Origin of the sequence: Paracoccus saliphilus (genome assembly GCF_028553805.1) — a bacterium.
In the GTDB taxonomy this organism is placed as follows: Bacteria; Pseudomonadota; Alphaproteobacteria; order Rhodobacterales; family Rhodobacteraceae; genus Paracoccus; species Paracoccus saliphilus.
In genome coordinates this window covers 4,020,148-4,040,250 of record NZ_CP067140.1, presented here as the reverse complement: position 1 = coordinate 4,040,250, position 20,103 = coordinate 4,020,148, and the positions used below count along the sequence as shown (strand labels likewise).

The window sequence follows — 20,103 nt, the reverse complement described above, 5'->3', positions numbered from 1 at the left end:
AACCATTATGAATATTAAGGAAAATTCAGCCGCACCGGATAGTGCGTTTGAAAGTGCCGTGGCAGAACGGGGCAAGAACGCGCATAGCGGTGCGGCACAGAATTGGCACAGCGATTCACGGCTTGTTCTTGCGCGAATCGCGCCCGCCCTCTTTGGTGAGGTGTCGTGATGCGTGTGATCGTTTGCGTAGGCCGCGATTTTACAAACAGCGCCGCGCTTTGGAGTTACCTAGATTTATTCGGCCCGCCCGAGATAACTGAAATCGTCAGCGGCATGGCCAAAGGCGCAGACACTATCGCAGCTGATTGGGCGCATTGCTTCGGGTTCGGGCTGCTGGAGTTCCCGGCCGACTGGAAAGCCCATGGCCGAGCAGCTGGACCGATTCGCAATCAACGGATGATTGACGAAGGGAAGCCCGACGCAGTGATCGCCTTTCCGGGCGGTCTAGGCACTGCCGATACGGTTCGTCGCGCCAAGAAAGCTGGTCTGCCAGTGTATCACCCCACCGGCAAGGAGCCGCAGTGATGGCGTTGCGCGTCCGTATGAATGGCCAAATATTCTGCGCCGCTCTAACCGAGGCGTTGCCGGGCGATACCTATATCGATGATGCCTTACACTATGAGATGAGCGTCGTTCACCGGGTTCTCGTATCGGAGCCTGCCGAAAAGCATAGCAAATCCGCTCGATGGTGGTGGCGCAGAGCTGTGCCCGCTGGCACTGAAATTGACCCGTTCTACAAGGAGCCGCAGGATGACTGACGCACTCAGGAAGCTGGCCGAGCACCGCGCTGAATTGGCGAAACAAGGGATGGAGCGCCTTGAAGAGGAATGCCTGAGACGGAGGTGTTACGAGCGGTTTATCCGCCCGCCATCCATCCTCAAGGACAAGCTGGCGGATGACCAATGAAGCCCGCCCTTCTCGTCGCCGCGATATTCGGTATCGGTCTGGCGGTGGATTACCTCGACAGCATATCGGCCGATACATCGGATTGGTGCAGCCAGTGGGAACGGACGTATGGGGAGTGTGGATGATGACGCCAGATGAGATCGAGCGCGGGAGGCAATTGTCCGTCGAAGCGCTCAAACAGATTGATCGAGAAGAATTTGATCGATGGTATCAGGAGCAATGCGACCGGGACTATTGGGCGCGTGGGCAATGCTGCGCTGGATGCGATCGCTGGATCAGCGATATGGGCCGTGTCGGACAATGCAAGGCAGCGGGCATCGTGTCTGCAGCTGAGAAAATGACCTCTCTAGGCATCCAAGCAATCAGTGTCCCCCGAACCCCCGGCTTGCCTTACACGCGGGGCGATTTTCACTGCGGCTTATTCAAGGATGAGTTCGATTGGTCAACGCTAGATGCCGAATATCTCGAACGGATCGGCGCTATGCGGCACGGGGAATTGAAGCCGAAGCCCATCCATGTGCGGGAGCACATCAACGAGCGGCGATAATATATCACGGCATGATACAGCTACAGCCCGGTATCAATGAGCGTGTATGCGGAGAAATGCGTGGCAGCGGTAACTTTCGCTGTGGCGTATATTCAACGGATTCGGGGATTGTAGATTACGCAGCAACCTTCACGCGCTGCACCTCGCCATGCTCCTTGCTGTAGGTGATTGCCTGCATTTCAGCCCGCCCTGCATAGGCATGGACAACGGCATAGGCGTCACGCGGGGCAACTGCTCGAAGCTGCTCCCAGACACAGCCGGAAAACTCTTGGCTCTTGTGATGGTGGAGGTGCCCGCTGAACATGTAGCGGAACCGTGTCCGCCCCCATTGCTCGGCATACTGGTCAGCAAGGAACATGACCATTTGCTGCGCCTTGGCCCCATGGCCGTGATGAGCAGCGAGCAGCACCTTGCCCCAATCCATGACGAATAACTCGCCAGGCTCTTTCTGAACGTCGATGCGCGGCTCATTGCGATACCGCTCAGCCAGCGCGAACATGACAGCTAGATAGCCATCCTGATTGTGGTTGCCGGGAAGAATGCGAACATTGACGCGCTCATGCTTGGCAAGGGCGAGATCGATCGCTGTCGCCAGCGCAGTGATGCTGGCTTCGAGAACCTTGAAATACCGCCCATCCACATCGAGAACATGCTTGCTGCGCGGGGTCTGGTTCGTCTGGTCTTGGTTGTGCGTCAGGTCGCCAGTGTCGAGAATAACCGCCGTCTTGGCGGGCGGTGACGATGATATGAGCTGTCCGATCCATGACTGGACCTTTCGGACAGCCATATCCGTGTCATAGGCCTCGCCGGTTTCCTTGCCCCATGAGAGCATCCCGACATGCGCGTCAGGGACGGGATAGACCGTCAGTAGGCTATCTTCGGAATATTCTGGGGCAGAGAGACTGGCGTGGCTGGCTCCATGCCCTCCAGCGCGGCCCTGATGCGCTCCAGCATGTCATCGTCGGCTTTGGGCGGGTCGAACCGGATGCTTGCATGTTTGTCCTTCAACCAACCCACTTGATGCCGGTGCGCAGAACGCGGCGGCGCGACATCGGCGGCATATCACAGCCCTATTTTGCGGGCGATGAATCACGAGAGGTATCCGAAATCGATGGGGCCTGACCCTGGGGGATGCTGAAGCTGACTGTAGCGGGCCCATTTTTCGACCAGCGACAAAATGACATCGCCGATAAACGGTATGGCCGCATATTCCGACCCTTCAGTTAAATTCGCGAAAATCCGCTCAGAGTTCGGCAGGCGATTGAGCCTGCTGAAGTTGTTACTTTACCAGCTATGTCGCAGCGTTGCGGAGATTGATCTGCCGGGATTATAGTAATCGGCTGATCCACGGCCAACAACATGCTGTTCGTCCAGCAGGTTGTGAATATTGATCGCCAGCTCGGTGTCCTGCGACACGTCGTAGCTGTAGGCCGCATCTAGCAAAACGGATGCTTCACTCTCACCGTTGTCATTGGTGGTGGCAAAGTAATAAGAGCCGGTATAGCGGGCGCCCAGGCCGAAGGTCATGTCGCCGCGATCACCCGCACCGGGCAGCGTATAGTCCAGCCACAGTGACGCCATATGGCTGGGAACCGTCTCCAGCTCGTTGCCGACGACATCCATCCCTCGGACGGGATTCGACCGCAGCACCTTGGATTTCGCATAGGAGTAGGACGCCGTCAGACTGATGTTATCCGCGATCTCGGCCTTTGCCTCTAGGTCCAAGCCCCGCACTCGCACCTCGCCGACCAGTGAACGGTCATTGGTGTCTAGATCAACCACAGTGATATTCGTCTTGCTGAGATCATAGATCGCGGCGCTGATCAGCGCGTTGGTGCCGGCGGGTTCGTATTTGACGCCGACCTCGTATTGCTCGCCACGTTCAGGTTCGACCCCGAGCGAAGGCGGAGCCACGGACTCGGCATAGCTCACGTAAGTTGAGACCTCGTCGGTCACCTTGTAAGTCAGCGCACCGCGGATGGATGTCTCGGAGAAATCGTCATCGGCAATTATACGGTCAATTGGGATGCCATCTTCGAAGACCACTTGATTTTCGTGAATATCCAGCCAGTCATGCCGGGCACCCACAGTCGCGATGATCCTGTTGTTGAAGGACAGGTTCTGCTGCAGAAAGATAGCCTTCGTCGTGCTGTCATGCTGAAGGTCCCGATACTGGGTGAGGCTATCGGGCGCTCCGGCGTAGATCGGGTTGCGCGGGTCGATCGGGGCTGCTCCGGCATAATAGGAAGATTGGTCCGACGACACATCGCGATATTCGATTCCCGCCAATGTGCTGCTGTCGACCTGCCCGAAACTGCGGTCATATTGAAGGATCGCGTCACCGACGATCTCGTCCGCCTGACTGTCCGAGGTGATGTAGGACCGCGGGACAGGGAACACGCCGTCATCCCCGCTGATATAGACATAGCCGTAATCGTCCGCCGTGTCGCTGTAGCGCAGGTTGGACCGCAAGGTCAGGCCGCCACCGAAATCATGCTCGGCGATCAGGCTGACGGATTTGCGCTCGACATTCAGGTAGTTGAAATCGGGCTCGCCCAGGAACAACTCTCGATCATAATCACCGTAACGTGGATAACCGCCACTGTTCGGGGTCGCGTCTCGTTCCAGGTAATCGGCAACCAGGTTGAGCGAAGTTGCGTCGCTCGGCTGCCAGGTCAGGCCGCCCATCAGGAATGTCTCGTCATCCCGCGAATGATCGTATTCCCGTTCGCTGTCCTGCAGCTTGCCGGTAAACCGATAGGACAAGGTCGAACCCGGGGTCAGCGTATCGCCGAAATCGAACCCGACTTCCTTGCGACTTTGCGAGCCGGCCGTGGCGAAGACCTCTGAGAACCGCTCGCCACGAGGCCGCTTGGTCACGAAATTGATCGAACCACCCGGATCGGCGATGCCGAATAGCGTCGAGTTGGCGCCACGGATTACCTCGACCCGTTCATAGGCGAGTGGCTCCTCACGGATGCCGCGCATCGAGCCAAGCGTGATCCCGTCGCGATAGGTTGATGCCTGGAAGCCGCGGATCTGGAAATAATCGTTGCGGTCGTCGGTGCCGTAGTAGTCGCTGATGGTACCGGCAGAGTATTGCAGGACATCTTCCACTGTCTGAACGTCGCGTCGTTCCATTTCTTTCTGCGTGATAACCGATACCGAGGCCGGGGTATCCAGAATGCTGGTCGCAATTTTGCCGCCGACCCATAATTCATGCGCAACGACTGAATTCTCGTCGTCATCGCCTCCAAAGCCGGTCGCTTGCAACGTGATTTCGGGAAGCCGGATAATCGGTGAGACGCGCATGTTTTCCTGAGCCGAGGCATCTTGCGCGGTGGCGCCAAAGGGCACCGCGGACAATGCGGTGAAGCAGGTCAGGAGGGCACCAAGCCGGAGCCGACATGGGTTAATTGAAGCATGAACCGCCATATGCGAATCCCTATCTTTTTAGTCGGAATTTGCTCACCCCTAGGACCAGCCACACCGGGATGCAAGGTCGGGAGAGGCTCATGGTGGTCATCTATAATACCAGTTGCACAAAGGCGACAGTATTGATCAACTATTCAGCAGCCACCGATGCCGAGACCCTGTGCCGCCCGATGGGCAGCATCATCGGCCGGCCCGAAACCGGATCGGAAATGACCCGACAGACAAGTCCGAAAACCTGTCGGATATTTTCCTCGGTCAGCACTTTGGCCGGGTTTCCCTGCGCGTGCACTCTTCCTTCGGACATGGCAACCAGGTGATCTGCATAGCGCGCGGCGAGGTTGAGATCGTGCAGCACCATGGCGATGGTGGTGCCACGCTGTGCGTTCAGATCGCAGAGCAGGTCCAGGAGCTCGACCTGATGCGCGACGTCCAGGAAGGTCGTGGGTTCGTCGAGCAATAGCAGATCTGTCTGCTGCGCCAGCGTCATTGCGATCCAGACGCGCTGCCGCTGACCGCCAGACAATTCGTCCACGGCGCGATCGGCAAGCCCGGTAATCTTCGTGGCTTCCAGCGCGGATGCCACCGCCTCGTCGTCCTGCCGATTCCAGCGCGAGATCAGGCCATGGTGGGGGTGGCGACCGCGGCTGACAAGATCGGCGACTGTGATTCCCTCCGGTGCGATCGGTGACTGTGGAAGCAATCCCATGATCCGCGCCAGATCGCGCGTCGCCATGCGGTGAATGGATTTGCCGTCCAGCGTCACGGTCCCCTGCGCGGGCGAAATAAGTCGCGACATGACGCGCAGCAAGGTCGATTTTCCGCAGGCATTGGCGCCGACGATCGCGGTGATCCGTCCAGAAACGAGGTCCAGATTCAACGCCTCTATGATCAGCCTGTCGCCATAGCCCGCCGAAAGCTCCTGGATACGTAAATGGTGATTGACCGTCATAGCGAGCTTCCTGTCCGGTTCGCACGGATGATGAGATAGATCAGGAACGGCGCACCCAATGCCCCTGTCACAACACCGACGGGATAACGGCTGGTAAGGGCGAACTGACCCACGTAATCGCCGATCAGCACCAGCGAAGCACCTATCAGCGCCGAAGGGATCAGGATTGAACCGCTCGGTCCTACGATCCGTGCGGCGATCGGCCCTGAAAGGAACGCGACAAAGGCAATGGGACCGGTCGTGGCGGTCGTGGTGGCGATCATGCCGACCGCGCCGAGAATCACCAGCAGCCGCGTAAGTCCGACTCGCACGCCCAGTGCCGCGGCCAGATCGTCACCCATCCGCAAGGCCTCCAGATCGCGACGCCGGCTGAACAGCAGCCCGCCGAATACCAGCAGCGAGATCAGCAGCGGTGCCGCCTGTTCCAGTCTGGTGCCATTCACACTGCCGCTCAGCCATCGCATCGCCTCTTGCAGATCCCACGCCGGTGCCCGCGCCAGGGCATAGGCGATGAAACTGTCGATCATGGCCGACACCCCGATGCCGATAAGGATCAACCGGGATCCGGACACACCTCCCTTGAAGGACAAGACATAGATCAGCAGGGCCACGCCTAGCCCCGCCGCAATGGCGAGTCCGGACAGCGCGGCTCCGTCCAATGACAGGAACACGATCCCGAAAACTGCTGCCGCGCTGGCTCCGGCACTGACGCCGATGATGTCGGGGCTGGCCAGAGGATTGCGCAGCAGCACCTGGAAGGCGACGCCCCCGAGTCCGAAGGATATTCCCGCCAAGACCGAGATAACTGCACGAGGCAATCGCAATTGCCCGACGGTGAAGCTCGCCCCGGGCACATCCTGTCCCAGCAAGACCTGCAAAACATCACCCGGTGGCGTGAAGCTTTGTCCCAGCATCAGAGTCAGCGCGAAGAATGCCGTCACGGCACCCAGCAAGGTCAGCGAAACCGATCTCAGCCGTCGCGACCGGCGAATCCGGCCTGTCATGAGAGTCTCAAGGGCTGAAACAGAGACGGTCACAGATCACGCACTTTTTGTCGGCGAATGATCCAGATAAAGAAAGGCGCGCCGACGAAAGCGGTCACGATCCCGACATCCAGCTCGCTGGGGCGTGCGATGAGGCGCCCGGTCACATCTGCAAGGATAAGCAGAGCCGCCCCCCCAAGCGCTGAACATGGCAACAGCCAGCGGTGATCGACGCCGAACAGAAGGCGGCAGATATGCGGCACGACCAACCCGACGAAGCCGATGGGACCGCAAACCGCCGTAGCCGCTCCGCATAACATGACTGCCGCAAGCGCCGCCACACCGCGCGCTAGTGCAACCTTTTCGCCCAACCCGGCGGCGACATCGTCACCCAGGGCAAGCAGGTTCAGTTTCCGAGCAGAGAGCATGGCGATGAAAAAGCCCGCCAGCATCGTCGGGAGGATCAACTCGATCCGGTCGAAGGTCGCGCCCCCGACGCCGCCAATCTGCCAGGATCTTACGCCGCCCGCGATATCGTTGCGCGGCAGCACCACCGCGATGGTCAAGGACGAGAACGCCACCGAGGTGGCCGCCCCGGCCAGTGCCAGTTTCAACGGCGTTGCCCCGCCACGACCAAGTGAGCCTATGGCATATACGAACACGGCAGTCAGGCCTGCCCCCAGGATCGCGACCCAAACATAGCTGGCTGCGGAACTCATCTGAAACCAAGCGATGCCGATGACCACGGCCATGGCCGCCCCGTTATTCACCCCGAGGATACCGGGATCGGCAAGCGGATTGCGCGTCACGCCCTGCATGATCGCCCCGGCAAGGCCGAGGGCGGATCCGGCCATGGCCGCCATCAGGGTGCGGGGAATGCGCGTTGCGACCGCCGCCTGTCCAACGCTGTCCGTCTGTCCCTGCAATGCCGCCAAAAGGTCACTCCAGCCCACATCCCGCGTGCCAACAGCGACCGAGATCAGGCACAGGATCACAACGAGTGCGACCAGCATCGAAAGCATCGCGGAACGCGGCGGCCGATATCGTCCGGAGATCTGCGGGGAGGAATAGCCGGTATCGGTCATTCGCTCTTGCGTGCGGCATCCGCAAGCATCGCGACATAGTCATCAAGCACCCAGGAAATCGACAGCGGCGTGGGATTTGCGCCTGTGCCCACCGCGTCATTGCCAAGCATGACGACGGCGCCTTCGGCGACTGCCGGCATCCGCGCCACCAGTGGATCGTCCTTCAGACGATCTGCCAGTTCTTGCGTGCCATATGAGACAAAGATGTCGACATCTTCAAAGCGGTCGATCAACTCGGCACTGACCTCGCCCGAAAACTGACCTTCTTTCGTTGCATCGCGGACGCTTTGAGGAAGCGACAGTCCAAGCTCCTGGAAAAACTTCACACGTGCGTCGTTGGCAGAATAAAACCTGATCACGCTTAGATCGGTCGTGTCCAGATGCGTGATGAACATCGCGGATTTGTCGTTCAGCTCGGGATATCCGGACGCGGCGGCGGCGATTTCGGCATCGAGCTTTCCGATCAGCGCCTCTCCTTCGTCGGACATACCAAGCCCGGCGGCGTTCAAGCGGATCATTTCGCGCCATTCTGTCGCCCAGGGAGAGTCGGGATAGGCCACGACCGGAGCGATCATGCTTAGCGTGTCGTAATCGCTTTGGCTCAGCCCGGAATAGGCGGCAAGGATTACATCGGGCCGGGACGCCGCGACCGCCTCGAAATCTATGCCGTCGCCTTCGTCGAACAGGACAGGCGTCTCGGCTCCCAATTCGTCTAACTTCGCCTCGACCCAAGGCAGCAGGCCGTCCCCGTTCTCATCTCCAAAGCCTGCCGCCGCAAAGCCGACCGGCACCACGCCAAGTGCCAGGGGCACCTCGTGATTGGCCCATGCAACCGTTGCAACACGCTCTGGACGGGTTTCGATGATTGTTTGACCGAAGGCATGATCGATGGTTACGGGAAATTCGTCTTCACCGCCCTGCGCATAAGCCGATCCGGCCAAGAAAATCACAGCGACCGCCGTCGCCATTCGCATGTATCCCGGGGAGGCTGCGTGAATCATCATTCCGCCAGATAACCAATGGTTTTTGTCGACATTTCATGGGGGGTATTATTTGTCAAGTCCGTGATCGGAACTGTTGCAAAACGTAACCAGAGACCACCGGCCGAGTTGTACCCATTCAGGCGCGATCCCCTAGCACTACTTTGGCAGATTTTTGCTGATACGACAATCTCCGGATTCACGGGAGGTGTTTTGGGTGATTCATAGGGAGCCAGCTTTGAGGGAGGCTGGCGGATTATGGAGAACTGGCGGGACGATCTGGAGACATGGCTGGCACCGTTTATTGCGGGGCTTGGGCACAAGACGCGGGGGCGGATGTGTCCGGCCTATGTTGCCGGGTTGATCGGCCCGGGTGATCGCAAGAGCGTGCAGCCGATGGCCGAGCGGGACAGGGCGGTCAGCTATGACCAACTGCATCATTTCATCGCCGACGGGGTCTGGGACAGCGCGCCGCTGGAAGCGGCCTTGCTGGCCGAGGCCGACAGGCTGGTTGGCGGCGCGGAGGCCTTTCTGGTCATCGATGATACCTGTCTGCCGAAGAAGGGCGAACGCTCGGTTGGGGTTGCGCCACAATATGCCTCCTCGCTGGGCAAGACCGCGAATTGCCAGTCGCTGGTCTCGGTAACACTGGCGTCGCGCGAGGTGCCGGTGGCGGTGGGGTTGCGGCTGTTTCTACCGGAAGTCTGGACCGACGATCCCGACCGCATGGCCCGAGCCCGGGTGCCGGAATATCGGCGAGCGGCCCTGAGTAAACCTGAGATTGCCATCGAGGAGATTGACCGGGTGAGGGATGCGGGCGTCCGCTTCGGCTGTGTGCTGGCCGATGCGGGTTACGGATCGGGCGGGCCTTTCCGCCAGTCTCTGAGCGAGCGCGGCCTTGCATGGGCGGTCGGCCTGTCGCGGCGCCAGAACGTCTATCCGGCGGATGTCGGGCTGGTCTTTCCCGAGGTGGGACGCGGTCGCCGCCGCAAATATCACCTCCCCGACCGCGTGGCCGTTTCCGCTGAACAGATGCTGAAGGACGAGAAATGGCGGAAGGTCAGCTGGAGGCGTGGGACCAAAGGCAGGTTGAATTGCCAGTTCGCCGCAATCCGTGTCCGCATCGCCGATGGCTATCGGCATCGCATGGCGGATGGCCGTGTGCAGGCTATGCCTGGTGACGAGGAGGTTTGGCTGATCGGTGAACGCCGTGCGACCGGCGAACGGAAATATTACGCCTCGAACCTGCCAGCCGACACCTGCCTCAAGACGCTCGCCGCTACCGTCAAGGCCCGATGGATCTGCGAACAGGCGCATCAACAACTCAAGGAAGAGCTTGGTCTCGATCATTTCGAGGGGCGGTCCTGGACGGGTCTTCACCGACACGCACTGATGACGATGATCGCCTACGCCTTCCTCCAATCCCGCCGCCTCAAGGCTGCGGGACGGGGGAAAAAGAGTCCCGGGACCACCCCCACAACCAACCATGCCAGCCGTCAGGCAAGCAATCCTCGATATCCTGGAGCGCCCACCGCCTATTCGATGCCCTCATTGCGAAAGGCGTATCGCAGCGGGTGAGAAAAATCTGCCAAAGTAGTGCTAGGTTCGTAGGCTCGCACAAAAGCGCATACGATCCGCATAAGGGACTCGGTGAATCAGGCGCACCGGCGAAGATTTATGGCTCACCAACTGTCCTGCCCCGACAGCGGTAATCCAATCCCGGACGGCCTTGGCAATGAAGTCAGGACCGTCGCCATTGTCGCTCGGACCAATGGCGCTCCAATGGCAACTCGGATCGAATGTGCTCCGGAACGCCGCGCAGGATGAACTGGTCGGACAGTACGTCGATGACATCGGTTGAATTGAGTTTGCGATCGACGCGGATCGACAAGCATTCCCGGGTGAACTCGTCAATAAGGTTGAGCATGCGGAACTTCCTCCCATCATGGGTCCGGCTCTCGACGACGTCGTAGGACCAGACGTGGTTCGGGCGCTCCGGCCGCAGACGGATACAGGATCGGTCATTGAGCCAGCGCCGGCCCTTCTTTGGCTGTTTCTGCGGGACCTTCAGCTTCGTCGGGAAAACAGTCCCCCGGACTGTTTCCTGATCCTCCTCAGTCCCGCCGCCAGATTCGTTCGACACGCTTCACGTTCACAGCCCATCCGGCCTGTCGCAGCAAGGCCGTGATCCGGCGGTAGCCATAGCGCCCATACTGGCTGGCGAGTGCGATGATATCCGCGGTCAACGCGTCTTCATCGGCCCGCTTACGCGGCACTTTCCGCTGTGTCGAGCGGTGCTGCCCGAGAACCCGGCAGGCAAACCGTTCCGAGACCCGAAACTTCTGCCTGACATGATCGACGCAGGCACGGCGACGGGCGGGGCTCAGAAGTTTCCCGATGCATTCGGCATGTCATTCGAACCAGTGGCATTCCATACCTCATCCCGCAGGATCAGCTTCTCAAGCGTCAGGTCGGAAACTGCCTTCCGCAACCGCTCGTTCTCTTTCTCGAGGTCCTTGAGACGCTTCACTTGGTCGGTCTTCAGGCCACCGAACTCCTTGCGCCAACGGTAATAGGTGAATTGCGTCACTCCGATCGAGCGAACTGCTTCAGCTACAGAGCGGCCTTGCGAAACCAACACATCGACTTGCCGGAGCTTGGCGACGATTTCCTCAGGTTTGTGCTTCTTCTGGGGCATTCCTTCATCCTCCATCTGGCTCAAAAGCCTACTTCAGGGAGGACCAATTTTCAGGGGGCAGACCAGTAAGGGCGCTCTTCCGGGTGAGTTTCCAGAGACACCCGAACCCGCCGCTGATGCAAGTGCGGAAAATCCCGAAGCCTATAACAATGTTTCGATCTTCACACCAATCTCCGAGCGCGACGGACAATATTTTGGTGCGCTGCACACAGCCGAAGGCGAGATGGTCGAATTTCCAATTCGGCCTTTCATGGGGCTGATGGGCGTCGCATCTGATACCTCCGAGCCGGTTCATTCGGTGCCGCCCGCCATTTATGGCGGAAATCTCGATATCAACGAGCTCGGCGCCGGTTCAACACTTTACTTGCCAGTCGAGGTGGCGGGCGCACTTTTTTATACCGGCGATCCGCACGCAGCTCAGGGCGACGGAGAGGTTGCGCTCACGGCGCTGGAGCACTCGATGCACCCCACCTTCCACCTTACCGTTCTCAAGCCCGGAGACAAGGGGCTCCCGGTTAGCGGCCATATCGCCCACCCCATGGCTGAGACCAAAGATTATTGGATCGCCATCGGACTGAACAAGGATCTTGACGAGGCATGAAAGAGGCGGTGCGTCAGTCCATTGGGCTGCTGACCGGGCGCTATCAGATGGATCGCGCTACCGCGCTGGCTTATCTTAGCGCCGACGTTGATTTCGAGGTATCGCAAGTGGTGGACAAAACAAAGGGAGTGCATGCGCTAATCCCGAAGGCGGATTTCTCTGCCCTTGCCGTCGACTGACCCTGTGCGACTGATGGGACCAGCGTTGACTGCAAATGTGGATTCGCTCCGGAATCTCCGAACAGCGTGATAAAACGTACTTCAAGATATCTGGTCGGCCGTCTTACAGCGGCCGACCAACCCGTTCTTCCTTGTCTGCTACGCGCGGGAGATGTTTCGCAACATAGGTGACTTGGGCAGGAACCGCCCGTAGCTTTGCGTGATTGGGATAGGTAGCCAAGTATGAATTCGACTCGATCTGGGACGAACTGGGGCACGGAGACGAACGGTAGTAGTAACACATCTCCAACGAATACATTGGTGCCCGGATTGATGCGCACTGATCCCCATCCGCGGTGTCGGCTAATCAGGAAACAACCGAAGACACTCAGGCACCCCCGCTGATGAAAGCTAGCCATGATCTCGACCCTCTGAGGAAGTGGTGCTTGGTTGAAGAGAGGTGATCAACCAAATCCGCAAACGCTTCGGGTAATTCGCTATGGCGCCCGCCAATGGATACCCTAGGCAACTCCGTGCCGTGAGCCAGTTCTGGGTCGGGAAGCACCCGCATGCAGCCGATCTGGCGAATGCGCCTCAAGACCCAGCACCGTCTCCAGTTCCGATACGCTTCGGGCCACGGCTATCGCTCCGGCTGCTTTCAGAATATCGCCGCGATCAGGACGGGGATCTCCGGGCGTCACGAAACCGATCGGGGCCACGCCAGCAGTCGCGGCGGCATGGATGCCGTGCGGGCTGTCGTCGATCATGACGGCGTCGCCCGCCGGGATGCCCATTCGATCAAGGCAGAGCAGAACCAGATCCGGCGCAGGCTTGGGACTCGCCACCATCTCCGCCGAATAGACGTGAGGGCCGAAATAACGCCGCAGCGGCAATAGTCCAAGTGACGCCTCCAGACGTTCGACATCACTGTTCGAGGCGACACAGGCGGGGCGGTCAAGCCGTGTCAGAAGTCGATCGATTCCCTGGACGGCCTGCAGTTTCTGCTGAAAGGCGGGGAAGAGTCTTTCCCTGTATACTTCAAGCAACTGCCCCGCATGGCAAAGCCCGTAATCCTCCCGGCAAATGCGCAGCACCTCGTCTGTCGGACAGCCGGTGAAACGCAGATGTGCCTCTTCGGACGTGATCGCGGCCCCGGCCTCGCCAAGCACGTCTGCCAGAAGCCGAGAGGCAAGCGCCTCGCTATCGATCAGGACACCGTCGCAATCGAAGATCACAAGGCCTGACGGCAAGGATGCGGACGGACAGAGCTCATTGTTCATGCCATCACCTGCTCATTCATTTCCAGCGCCAGATCCGGCCGGTCTGTCGTCAGATAGCCGATCCTGCGGGAAAGCCATGCCCGCATGTCTTCGGGATTGTTGACCGTCCAGACGCAAAGCCGTTCCAGTGGCCAGAGGGTAAGCGTGTCCTCGAATTTCTCGGCCAGGAGATCGTGACGCAGAGCGATGATCTCGACGAGCGGCGCAGCCTTTCCCACGAACGCCGGAAGCCCTCCGTGCTGGGAAAGCCAAACCGGGTCTGCCGAAACCAGCCGCGCGATTCCCGGTGCCTCCGCCTTGCATTCACGAAGGATGCCCAAGTCGAATGACGTAAGATAGGCGCGTTTGCCAAGGCCATGAGCCAAGAGCCGTTCAGCCACGCGCCCGGCAATTCCCGGATAGCCGATCCCCCGCGCATCCAGCTTGATCTCGACATGTAATTGCAGGTTCGGGACGGGCGCCAGAACGCCAAGTACGTCGTCAAGTGTCGGAATCGCTTCGGCAGAGTTCTTCAGCCGTGTCGTCGCTCTCGCCCGGGGCGAAAGGTTCCTGACTTCGCCCTCGCTTTCCGTGGTGCGGTCGAGCGTGGGATCGTGAATGACCACCAACTCCCCGGCATCGGTCAGGTGGACGTCGAATTCGATGGCTGTGCAGCCAAGGCGAACCGCCTGGCGAAAACCGGCAAGCGAGTTTTCCGCCCACAGATCGTGGGCACCGCGATGACCGATGATATATGTCACGGGATTGTCCTTATGGTTGCAATGTCAGCGGATCGTCGGGTCAAGCTTGTCACGTAGCCAATCGCCGACCAGTGAGATCGACAGCGTGGTCAGCATGATCAGAATGGCCGGAAACAGCATTATCCATGGCGCGGTGGTCAGGTATTCGCGCCCGAAACCGACCATGTTGCCAAGACTCGTTTCCGGGGGCTGCACACCAAGGCCGAGGAAGGACAGCCCCGATTCCATCAGGATGATTTCGGGAAAGGTCAGGGTCATCGAAACGATGAGGGTAGAGGCGACATTGGGCAGGATATGGCGCAGATAGACGCGGCGCGGCGTGGCACCGAGTTGCACAACCGCTTCCGCATATCCCTGTGCGCCTGCCGAGATAGCAAGGCCGCGGGCGATGCGGGCATAGCGCTCCCATCCGTAAAAACCCATCAGGCAGACCAGCAACACCATGGAAGAGCCGAAGAAGGCAAGCACCGCCAGCGACATGATCAGGAAGGGTAGCGCAGCCTGAAAATCGGCGAGCATGACGACGAAATGTTCGACCACACCCCGGAACTTGGCCGCAAGGAATCCCAGGGTGGTGCCGAAGATGGCCGAGATGATCGTCGCCCCGAACGCGATCACCAGCGAGACGCGAACCGACTGGATCAACCGCGAGAGCACGTCGCGCCCCAACTCGTCAGTGCCGAGCCAGTGGCCGGGCGTGCCGGGTGGCAAGAGTCGGGCCGACAGGTCCATCTGGGTGATGTCATAGGGGCGCAGCAAATCGACAAATACTGCGCAAAGCACGATCAGGCCAAGCCAGAACAGGCCAAAGATCACCATCCCGGGGATGGCTGTGATCCTACGGATCATCTTGCGCTGCGGTTCGATTGCCGTATCGGAAGGGTTGACGAATGCCATGGGATATCCTCGGGTCAATGAGCGGTCTGGCTGCGCAGCCGGGGATCGAGCCAGCCATAAAGCAGGTCGACGACCAGGTTGGAGACGACCATCACCGCGGCGATCAGCAGCAGGATGCACTGGACCACGGCCAGATCCCGGTTACTGACGGAAACGATCAACAGCCGTCCGATGCCTGGCCATGAGAAAATCGTCTCGACCACCACGGCCCCGGCAATAAGCGAACCAACCATGAAACCCACGATGGTCACGATGGGCACCGCCGCGTTGGGCAGGGCATGACCCCGGACCACGTCGCGCCATTTCACCCCCTTGGCCGAGGCCGTGCGGATATAGGGTTGCCCCATCACCTCGATCATCGCCGAGCGAGAGAAACGGGCGAGGATGCCGATGCCGCCGATCGAGATGGTGATGGCGGGCAGGATCGCATGCTGCCATGTGCCAAATCCGCCCGAGGGCAGTATGTTCCATGTGACGGCGAAGATCAGCACCAGCACCAGCCCCATCACGAAGGAGGGGATGGTGAACCCGAGGACGGCCAACAGGATCACGCCCCGGTCGATGCTGCTGTCACGGTGCAGCGCCGCATAGATCCCTGCGGGGATACCGATGCCCAGTTTCAGCAGCAGGGCAGGGAGGGTCAGTTGCAATGTGGCCGGCACCCGCTCCATCACCAGGTCGATCGCTGGCGAACGGTCGCGCATCGACAGGCCGAAATCTCCGGTGAAAATGGCGCCGAGATAGGAAAAATACTGTTGCCAGAGCGGAGCATCGAGTCCCCATTGGGCGCGAAATGCGTTGATGACGTCCTGCGGCACATCGGGGCCCAGCATCACTTCGGCAGGGTCTCCGGACAGGCGGAGCACCAAAAAGGCGAATGTCATGACCGCAAGCACCGTGACGGCGGCGCGCAGCAGGCGGATGGAAACGAAGCGGATCATCAGATGCTCCTCACGCTGCTTTCGAGGCGGATTGGGCGCCGTCAACGAGATGGCAGGCGGTGCTGTGGCCAGGCTCGTTTCGGCGCAGGACCGGAGTTTCGCCACGGCAGAGTGCGGTCGCATGCACGCAGCGCGGGTGGAAGGCGCAACCATCCGGGCGGCTTGCCGGGTTCGGAGGCTCGCCCTGCAGGATGATCCGCCCGTCAAGCGGGCGTCCGGGTTGGGGAACCGAAGAAATCAGCGCCTGTGTGTAGGGATGACGCGGCGAGGCAAACAAATCCTCGACGGCCCCTTCCTCGACGATGCGGCCAAGATACATCACGGCCACCCGGTCACAGAGATTGCGCACCACTTTGAGATCGTGGCTGATGAAGACCATGCTCAGCCCGTTGCGCTGCTGCAGATCGCGTAGCAGGTTCACGACCTGTGCCTGGATGGATACGTCGAGCGCCGATACCGGTTCGTCGCAAACCAGCAGATCGGGGCGTGTGGCCAGCGCTCGGGCGATCACGACTCGCTGGCGCTGCCCGCCCGAAAGTTCATGCGGATAACGGTTGGCCTGATCGGGGCGGAGCCCCACCGAGGCGATCAGGTCCGCGACACGTTCCGCCTGTTCGGGCTTGTCGCCGATACCGTGAATTTCCAGCGGTTCGGCTATTTGCGCCGCGATGGTCAGGCGCCGGTCCAGTGCCGCCAGCGGGTCCTGGTAGATCATCTGCATCCTGGCGCGAAGCGCACGCCATGCCGGTGTGCCCGGCGCGGGCATCGGCGTGCCGTCATATCGCACCTCGCCGCCTTGCGCCGGATCGACACCCAGAAGCATCCGCCCGAGCGTAGATTTTCCGGATCCGCTTTCGCCGACGATTCCAAGGGTTTCGCCGTGCCGGACGCGCAAACTGACCCCGTCCACGGCGCGAATTGGTGTGGGCTTGCCGAGAATCCCCTGGCGGCTGGAATAGATACGGACAAGGTTGTCTGCTTCGAGAAGGACGGTCATTGCAGGACCTCTTCCTTTGATCGGATTGCCGTGGCGGCTTCGGGGAGCGGATAGGCGCAGGCCAGATACCGCCCATCTCTCTGCGGAAGCAGATCGGGCTGTTCCGATTGGCAGAAATCACGCGCATGGGCACAGCGCGGCGCGAATGCGCATCCCCGAGGCATCTTGCGCGGATCCGGCACGGTGCCGGGAATTGGCGTCAACGGAATGCGTGGCCCGTCAAGCCGTGGAAGCGCGTCGAAAAGACCGCGGGTATAGGGATGCCGCGGGATCTCGAAAAGTTGGCCGACCGGCCCCTGTTCGACGATGCGGCCAGCATACATCACGCAGACCCGCTCGCAGACCTGTGCGACGGCGCCCAGATCATGGCTGATAAAGACCATCGCCATGCTCATCTCGCGCCGCAGCCGCGCCAGCAGGTCGAGGATTTGCGCCTGGATCGTGGCATCGAGCGCAGTTGTGGGTTCATCGGCGATGAGCAGGTCCGGCTCTCCGGCAAGTGCCATGGCGATCATCAGGCGCTGGCATTGCCCTCCGGAAAACTCATGCGGGAAGAGGCCGAACCGGCCACGCGCGTCAGGAATGCCGACCATATCCATGAGTTCCAGCGCAGCGGCCCTGCCTGCGCTTCCCCTCAGGCCGCGATGCAGGCGCAGCGCCTCGCAAAGCTGTTTTCCCACTCTTTGCACCGGATTCAAGGCGCTGGCGGGATCCTGAAAAATCATGGCGACACGTCCACCCCGCACTGTTTCCAGCCGCGAGCGGGACGCGCCGGCAAGTTCGGACGCCTCAAGGCGCACCGAACCCTCCACCCGCGCCTTGGCGGGCAGCAAGCTTAGCGCCGCAAGCCAGGTAACGGATTTGCCGCAACCGCTTTCCCCGACCAGCCCAAGCGCTTCGCCTGCGGCAATGTCGAGGTCGATGCCATGCAATACCGGGACGCCATCGAAAGCGACCCGAAGATCCCGGATCTCGATCAGATTGGCCATCTGCCTTCCTTTCTCGTCAAGCCACCGCCTTGCCGGCGGGAATCAGCGTCCCGGCGAGCGGCATCGCCCGCCGGGACAAGGTCGATGACGATGTCAGCTGTTCGACGGCCAGTTGGAGGCGCGGAAATCCATGGCAAAGGCCGGTGCCGCCTTCCAGTTCAGTTCAGAGCGCATGCCGGTAAAGACAGCGTTCTGGTGCAGCACCTGATAGGCGGGATCTTCGCGCTCCACGATCTCCAGCATCCGGGCGATGGCCTTCTTGCGCTTGCCGTGATCGGTCGAGGTTTCCATGACAATCGACAGGTCATTGAACTCGGCATTGGTCCAGTCCTTTTTCTGCTGAACCTCGCCGTTCGGACCATATTGCACGACCATCGGCGTGATCGGGTCGTTAATATTGTTCGAGGCCGACCAGTCGCGAACACCTTTGATACCGGACGGATCGTGGATCTGGCTCCAGTTCTCCTTCATCTCGATCTCGACATTCAGACCGACCTGTTGCCACATCTCGACCATGATCTGACCATTGGGAACCTGGTTGATGTAGTAGTTGTTCAGCAGGCGGAACGGGATCGCATCGCCCTTGTAATTGGCCTGTTTCAACAAGTCACGGGCCAGGTCCGGGTTGAATTCCGGAACGGTCCAGTTGTCGATGAACATGTCCGAGGACCGGAAGCTTTCGAATTGCAGCCCGGCAGGGATCTTGGTCATTCCACCCCAAAGCGCCTGCACGATCGCGTCGCGGTCGATGGCATGGGTCATGGCGCGGCGGACCAGGGGATCGGCGAGGATTTCGTTCTGGGTATTGAAGACCGAGATCCGGTGATTCCAGATGGTCGAGCTTTGAACCTCGAAACCGTCCGTGTCCATGACCGTGCCGATCTGATCCGGGGGCAGGTCGCAGGCGAAGTCGTATTCTCCGGACAGCAGGCCGTTGATACGGCTCGACACCTCCGGCACTTCGACGAATGTGATGCGCTCCAGCGGAGGGTGACCGCCCCAGTAATCGTCGAAAGCGACGAGGGTCAAAGAGACATCCGGGCGATATTCCTCGACCATATAGGGTCCGGTCGTCACAGGCTTGTTCGCCCATTCCGCATATGTTTCCGCTTCGTCCCATGCGCGGCGATTGGCAATCTGGCTACCGAAGGCATAGAGGCGCCCTTCCAGCGTCACATCCGGGGTCGCGTTGTGGAAGCGCACGGTATATTTGTCGACGACCTCGACACCGGCTAGGGCAGGCCACAGGCGACGACCGATTCCCGGTATGTTGGCGGGCAGATCCTTGGCGGTTTCGGGCTTGAAATTCTCGGCAAAAATGGTCTTGCCGCCTGCGGGCTGGGTCTCGCCGAATACCCGCTCGGGAGAGAACGAGAAAGCCACGTCCTCGGCCGTCATCTCGTCACCGTTGTGGAATCTCACGCCTTCACGAAGTTTCAGTTCGATAGTCTTGTCGTCGATCCGCGTCCACTCCGTCGCCAGCCCCGGCTGCGGTCCCTGGTCGCCCATCCAGTTGCGAAGGATCAGCCCTTCCCAGAGATTGGGGAAGAAGACCCGTTCGCCAACATTCGACTGCTCGTTCCAGATATCGAGAGTGTTGTTGTTGGTGATCTTCTGCACGGCGATGGTCACGGAGGGACGTGTGCCCTGTGCGCGCAGATATCCGGGCAGGATCAAGCTGCCCGTGGCTGCGCCCATCAGGCCAAGCGCATGGCGACGGTTGAGTGTGATCATCATATATCTCCTCATTCCCGGAAGGGATGGATTGTCAGGGTGAGCGGCTCTGGTTGGGCCTCCATGCGGCCCGTTAACTCCGGTTTTGTAACAAGTGGACAACCGTTTCGCGAAGTTTGGGTTACATTTGCCCAAGCTCAGGGTTTTTGCCCGAGATGTGCTGAAATCGTCATCCGGCTGTCA

Annotated in this window: 21 protein-coding genes and 1 pseudogene; 7 read left to right on the top strand and 15 right to left on the bottom strand. The window is 60.1% G+C overall.

Translation table 11 applies throughout. The features are described from left to right. Positions 1–168 precede the first annotated feature (168 nt). The 4 genes from JHX88_RS19405 to JHX88_RS19390 all read left to right on the top strand — a co-directional run bounded on the left by JHX88_RS19405 (position 169) and on the right by JHX88_RS19390 (position 1,453). Positions 169–525, top strand: a complete 357-nt coding sequence (locus JHX88_RS19405) for a DUF2493 domain-containing protein (protein ID WP_084203324.1) — start codon at positions 169–171, stop codon at positions 523–525. Continuing rightward, positions 525–758, top strand: a complete 234-nt coding sequence (locus JHX88_RS19400; RefSeq protein WP_076528761.1) for a hypothetical protein — start codon at positions 525–527, stop codon at positions 756–758. The genes JHX88_RS19405 and JHX88_RS19400 overlap by 1 nt, the downstream gene beginning before the upstream one ends. Next, entirely contained in the window at positions 751–906 is a 156-nt protein-coding gene (locus tag JHX88_RS19395) for a hypothetical protein (protein WP_176011503.1), read from the top strand. Before JHX88_RS19400 ends, JHX88_RS19395 begins: the two co-directional genes overlap by 8 nt. Before the next feature lie 121 nt (positions 907–1,027). Further along, complete coding sequence (locus JHX88_RS19390; protein WP_076528759.1) at positions 1,028–1,453, top strand: hypothetical protein; 426 nt, start codon at positions 1,028–1,030, stop codon at positions 1,451–1,453. Positions 1,454–1,568: 115 nt separating this feature from the next. Here the strand turns inward: JHX88_RS19390 and JHX88_RS19385 are convergent, their stop codons facing one another. The 7 genes from JHX88_RS19385 to JHX88_RS19355 form a co-directional block, all read right to left on the bottom strand. Further along, entirely contained in the window at positions 1,569–2,285 is a 717-nt protein-coding gene (locus JHX88_RS19385; RefSeq protein ID WP_076528757.1) for a hypothetical protein, read from the bottom strand. Positions 2,286–2,317: 32 nt separating this feature from the next. Further along, positions 2,318–2,461 carry a hypothetical protein gene (locus JHX88_RS19380; RefSeq protein ID WP_176011502.1) on the bottom strand — a complete coding sequence of 48 codons (144 nt, stop codon included), beginning with the start codon at positions 2,459–2,461 and terminating at the stop codon, positions 2,318–2,320. A 276-nt stretch (positions 2,462–2,737) separates the two neighbouring features. Then, on the bottom strand, positions 2,738–4,765 hold the full coding sequence (locus tag JHX88_RS19375) for a TonB-dependent siderophore receptor (protein ID WP_336389916.1): 2,028 nt from the start codon (positions 4,763–4,765) through the stop codon (positions 2,738–2,740). A 253-nt stretch (positions 4,766–5,018) separates the two neighbouring features. Continuing rightward, positions 5,019–5,837, bottom strand: coding sequence for an ABC transporter ATP-binding protein (locus JHX88_RS19370; protein WP_076528753.1), 819 nt, complete (start codon positions 5,835–5,837; stop codon positions 5,019–5,021). Beyond that, positions 5,834–6,841 carry a FecCD family ABC transporter permease gene (locus JHX88_RS19365; RefSeq protein WP_141225945.1) on the bottom strand — a complete coding sequence of 336 codons (1,008 nt, stop codon included), beginning with the start codon at positions 6,839–6,841 and terminating at the stop codon, positions 5,834–5,836. Before JHX88_RS19365 ends, JHX88_RS19370 begins: the two co-directional genes overlap by 4 nt. Positions 6,842–6,870: 29 nt before the next feature. Next, positions 6,871–7,905, bottom strand: coding sequence for a FecCD family ABC transporter permease (locus JHX88_RS19360; RefSeq protein ID WP_076528749.1), 1,035 nt, complete (start codon positions 7,903–7,905; stop codon positions 6,871–6,873). Continuing rightward, a complete protein-coding gene (locus JHX88_RS19355) occupies positions 7,902–8,873 on the bottom strand; it encodes an iron-siderophore ABC transporter substrate-binding protein (protein WP_272848113.1) in 972 nt (323 codons plus the stop codon). The genes JHX88_RS19360 and JHX88_RS19355 overlap by 4 nt, the downstream gene beginning before the upstream one ends. Positions 8,874–9,143: 270 nt before the next feature. Between JHX88_RS19355 and JHX88_RS19350 the strand changes: the two genes are divergently transcribed. Beyond that, positions 9,144–10,463, top strand: a complete 1,320-nt coding sequence (locus JHX88_RS19350) for an IS701 family transposase (RefSeq protein WP_419182351.1) — start codon at positions 9,144–9,146, stop codon at positions 10,461–10,463. An 87-nt stretch (positions 10,464–10,550) separates the two neighbouring features. On the opposite strand, the pseudogene JHX88_RS19345 reads toward JHX88_RS19350, so the two are convergent. Further along, positions 10,551–11,583, bottom strand: a pseudogene (locus JHX88_RS19345) (IS3 family transposase); the annotation flags it as partial. Here JHX88_RS19345 and JHX88_RS19340 point away from each other — a divergent pair. Both JHX88_RS19340 and JHX88_RS19335 read left to right on the top strand, forming a co-directional pair. Continuing rightward, complete coding sequence (locus JHX88_RS19340) at positions 11,564–12,184, top strand: acetamidase/formamidase family protein (protein ID WP_272848290.1); 621 nt, start codon at positions 11,564–11,566, stop codon at positions 12,182–12,184. The pseudogene JHX88_RS19345 and the gene JHX88_RS19340 overlap by 20 nt on opposite strands. Beyond that, on the top strand, positions 12,181–12,363 hold the full coding sequence (locus tag JHX88_RS19335) for a hypothetical protein (protein ID WP_076527262.1): 183 nt from the start codon (positions 12,181–12,183) through the stop codon (positions 12,361–12,363). The genes JHX88_RS19340 and JHX88_RS19335 overlap by 4 nt, the downstream gene beginning before the upstream one ends. Positions 12,364–12,863: 500 nt before the next feature. On the opposite strand, the gene JHX88_RS19330 is transcribed toward JHX88_RS19335, so the two are convergent. From JHX88_RS19330 to JHX88_RS19300, 7 genes are all read right to left on the bottom strand, one after another. Continuing rightward, entirely contained in the window at positions 12,864–13,622 is a 759-nt protein-coding gene (locus JHX88_RS19330; protein WP_076527263.1) for an HAD family hydrolase, read from the bottom strand. Then, complete coding sequence (locus JHX88_RS19325) at positions 13,619–14,362, bottom strand: glycerophosphodiester phosphodiesterase family protein (RefSeq protein ID WP_076527264.1); 744 nt, start codon at positions 14,360–14,362, stop codon at positions 13,619–13,621. The genes JHX88_RS19330 and JHX88_RS19325 overlap by 4 nt, the downstream gene beginning before the upstream one ends. Before the next feature lie 24 nt (positions 14,363–14,386). Then, a complete protein-coding gene (locus tag JHX88_RS19320) occupies positions 14,387–15,259 on the bottom strand; it encodes an ABC transporter permease (RefSeq protein WP_076527265.1) in 873 nt (290 codons plus the stop codon). Between the two features lie 14 nt (positions 15,260–15,273). Continuing rightward, positions 15,274–16,200 carry an ABC transporter permease gene (locus JHX88_RS19315; RefSeq protein WP_076527266.1) on the bottom strand — a complete coding sequence of 309 codons (927 nt, stop codon included), beginning with the start codon at positions 16,198–16,200 and terminating at the stop codon, positions 15,274–15,276. A gap of 10 nt (positions 16,201–16,210) precedes the next feature. Further along, positions 16,211–17,197 (bottom strand): ABC transporter ATP-binding protein, encoded by a 987-nt coding sequence (locus JHX88_RS19310; protein WP_076527267.1) that lies wholly within the window; start codon positions 17,195–17,197, stop codon positions 16,211–16,213. After that, the gene (locus JHX88_RS19305; RefSeq protein ID WP_076527268.1) at positions 17,194–18,186 is read right to left on the bottom strand and encodes an ABC transporter ATP-binding protein; all 993 of its coding nucleotides are present in this window, start codon (positions 18,184–18,186) and stop codon (positions 17,194–17,196) included. The genes JHX88_RS19310 and JHX88_RS19305 overlap by 4 nt, the downstream gene beginning before the upstream one ends. A 93-nt stretch (positions 18,187–18,279) precedes the next feature. Beyond that, complete coding sequence (locus JHX88_RS19300) at positions 18,280–19,923, bottom strand: ABC transporter substrate-binding protein (protein ID WP_272848112.1); 1,644 nt, start codon at positions 19,921–19,923, stop codon at positions 18,280–18,282. Between the last annotated feature and the right edge of the window lie 180 nt (positions 19,924–20,103).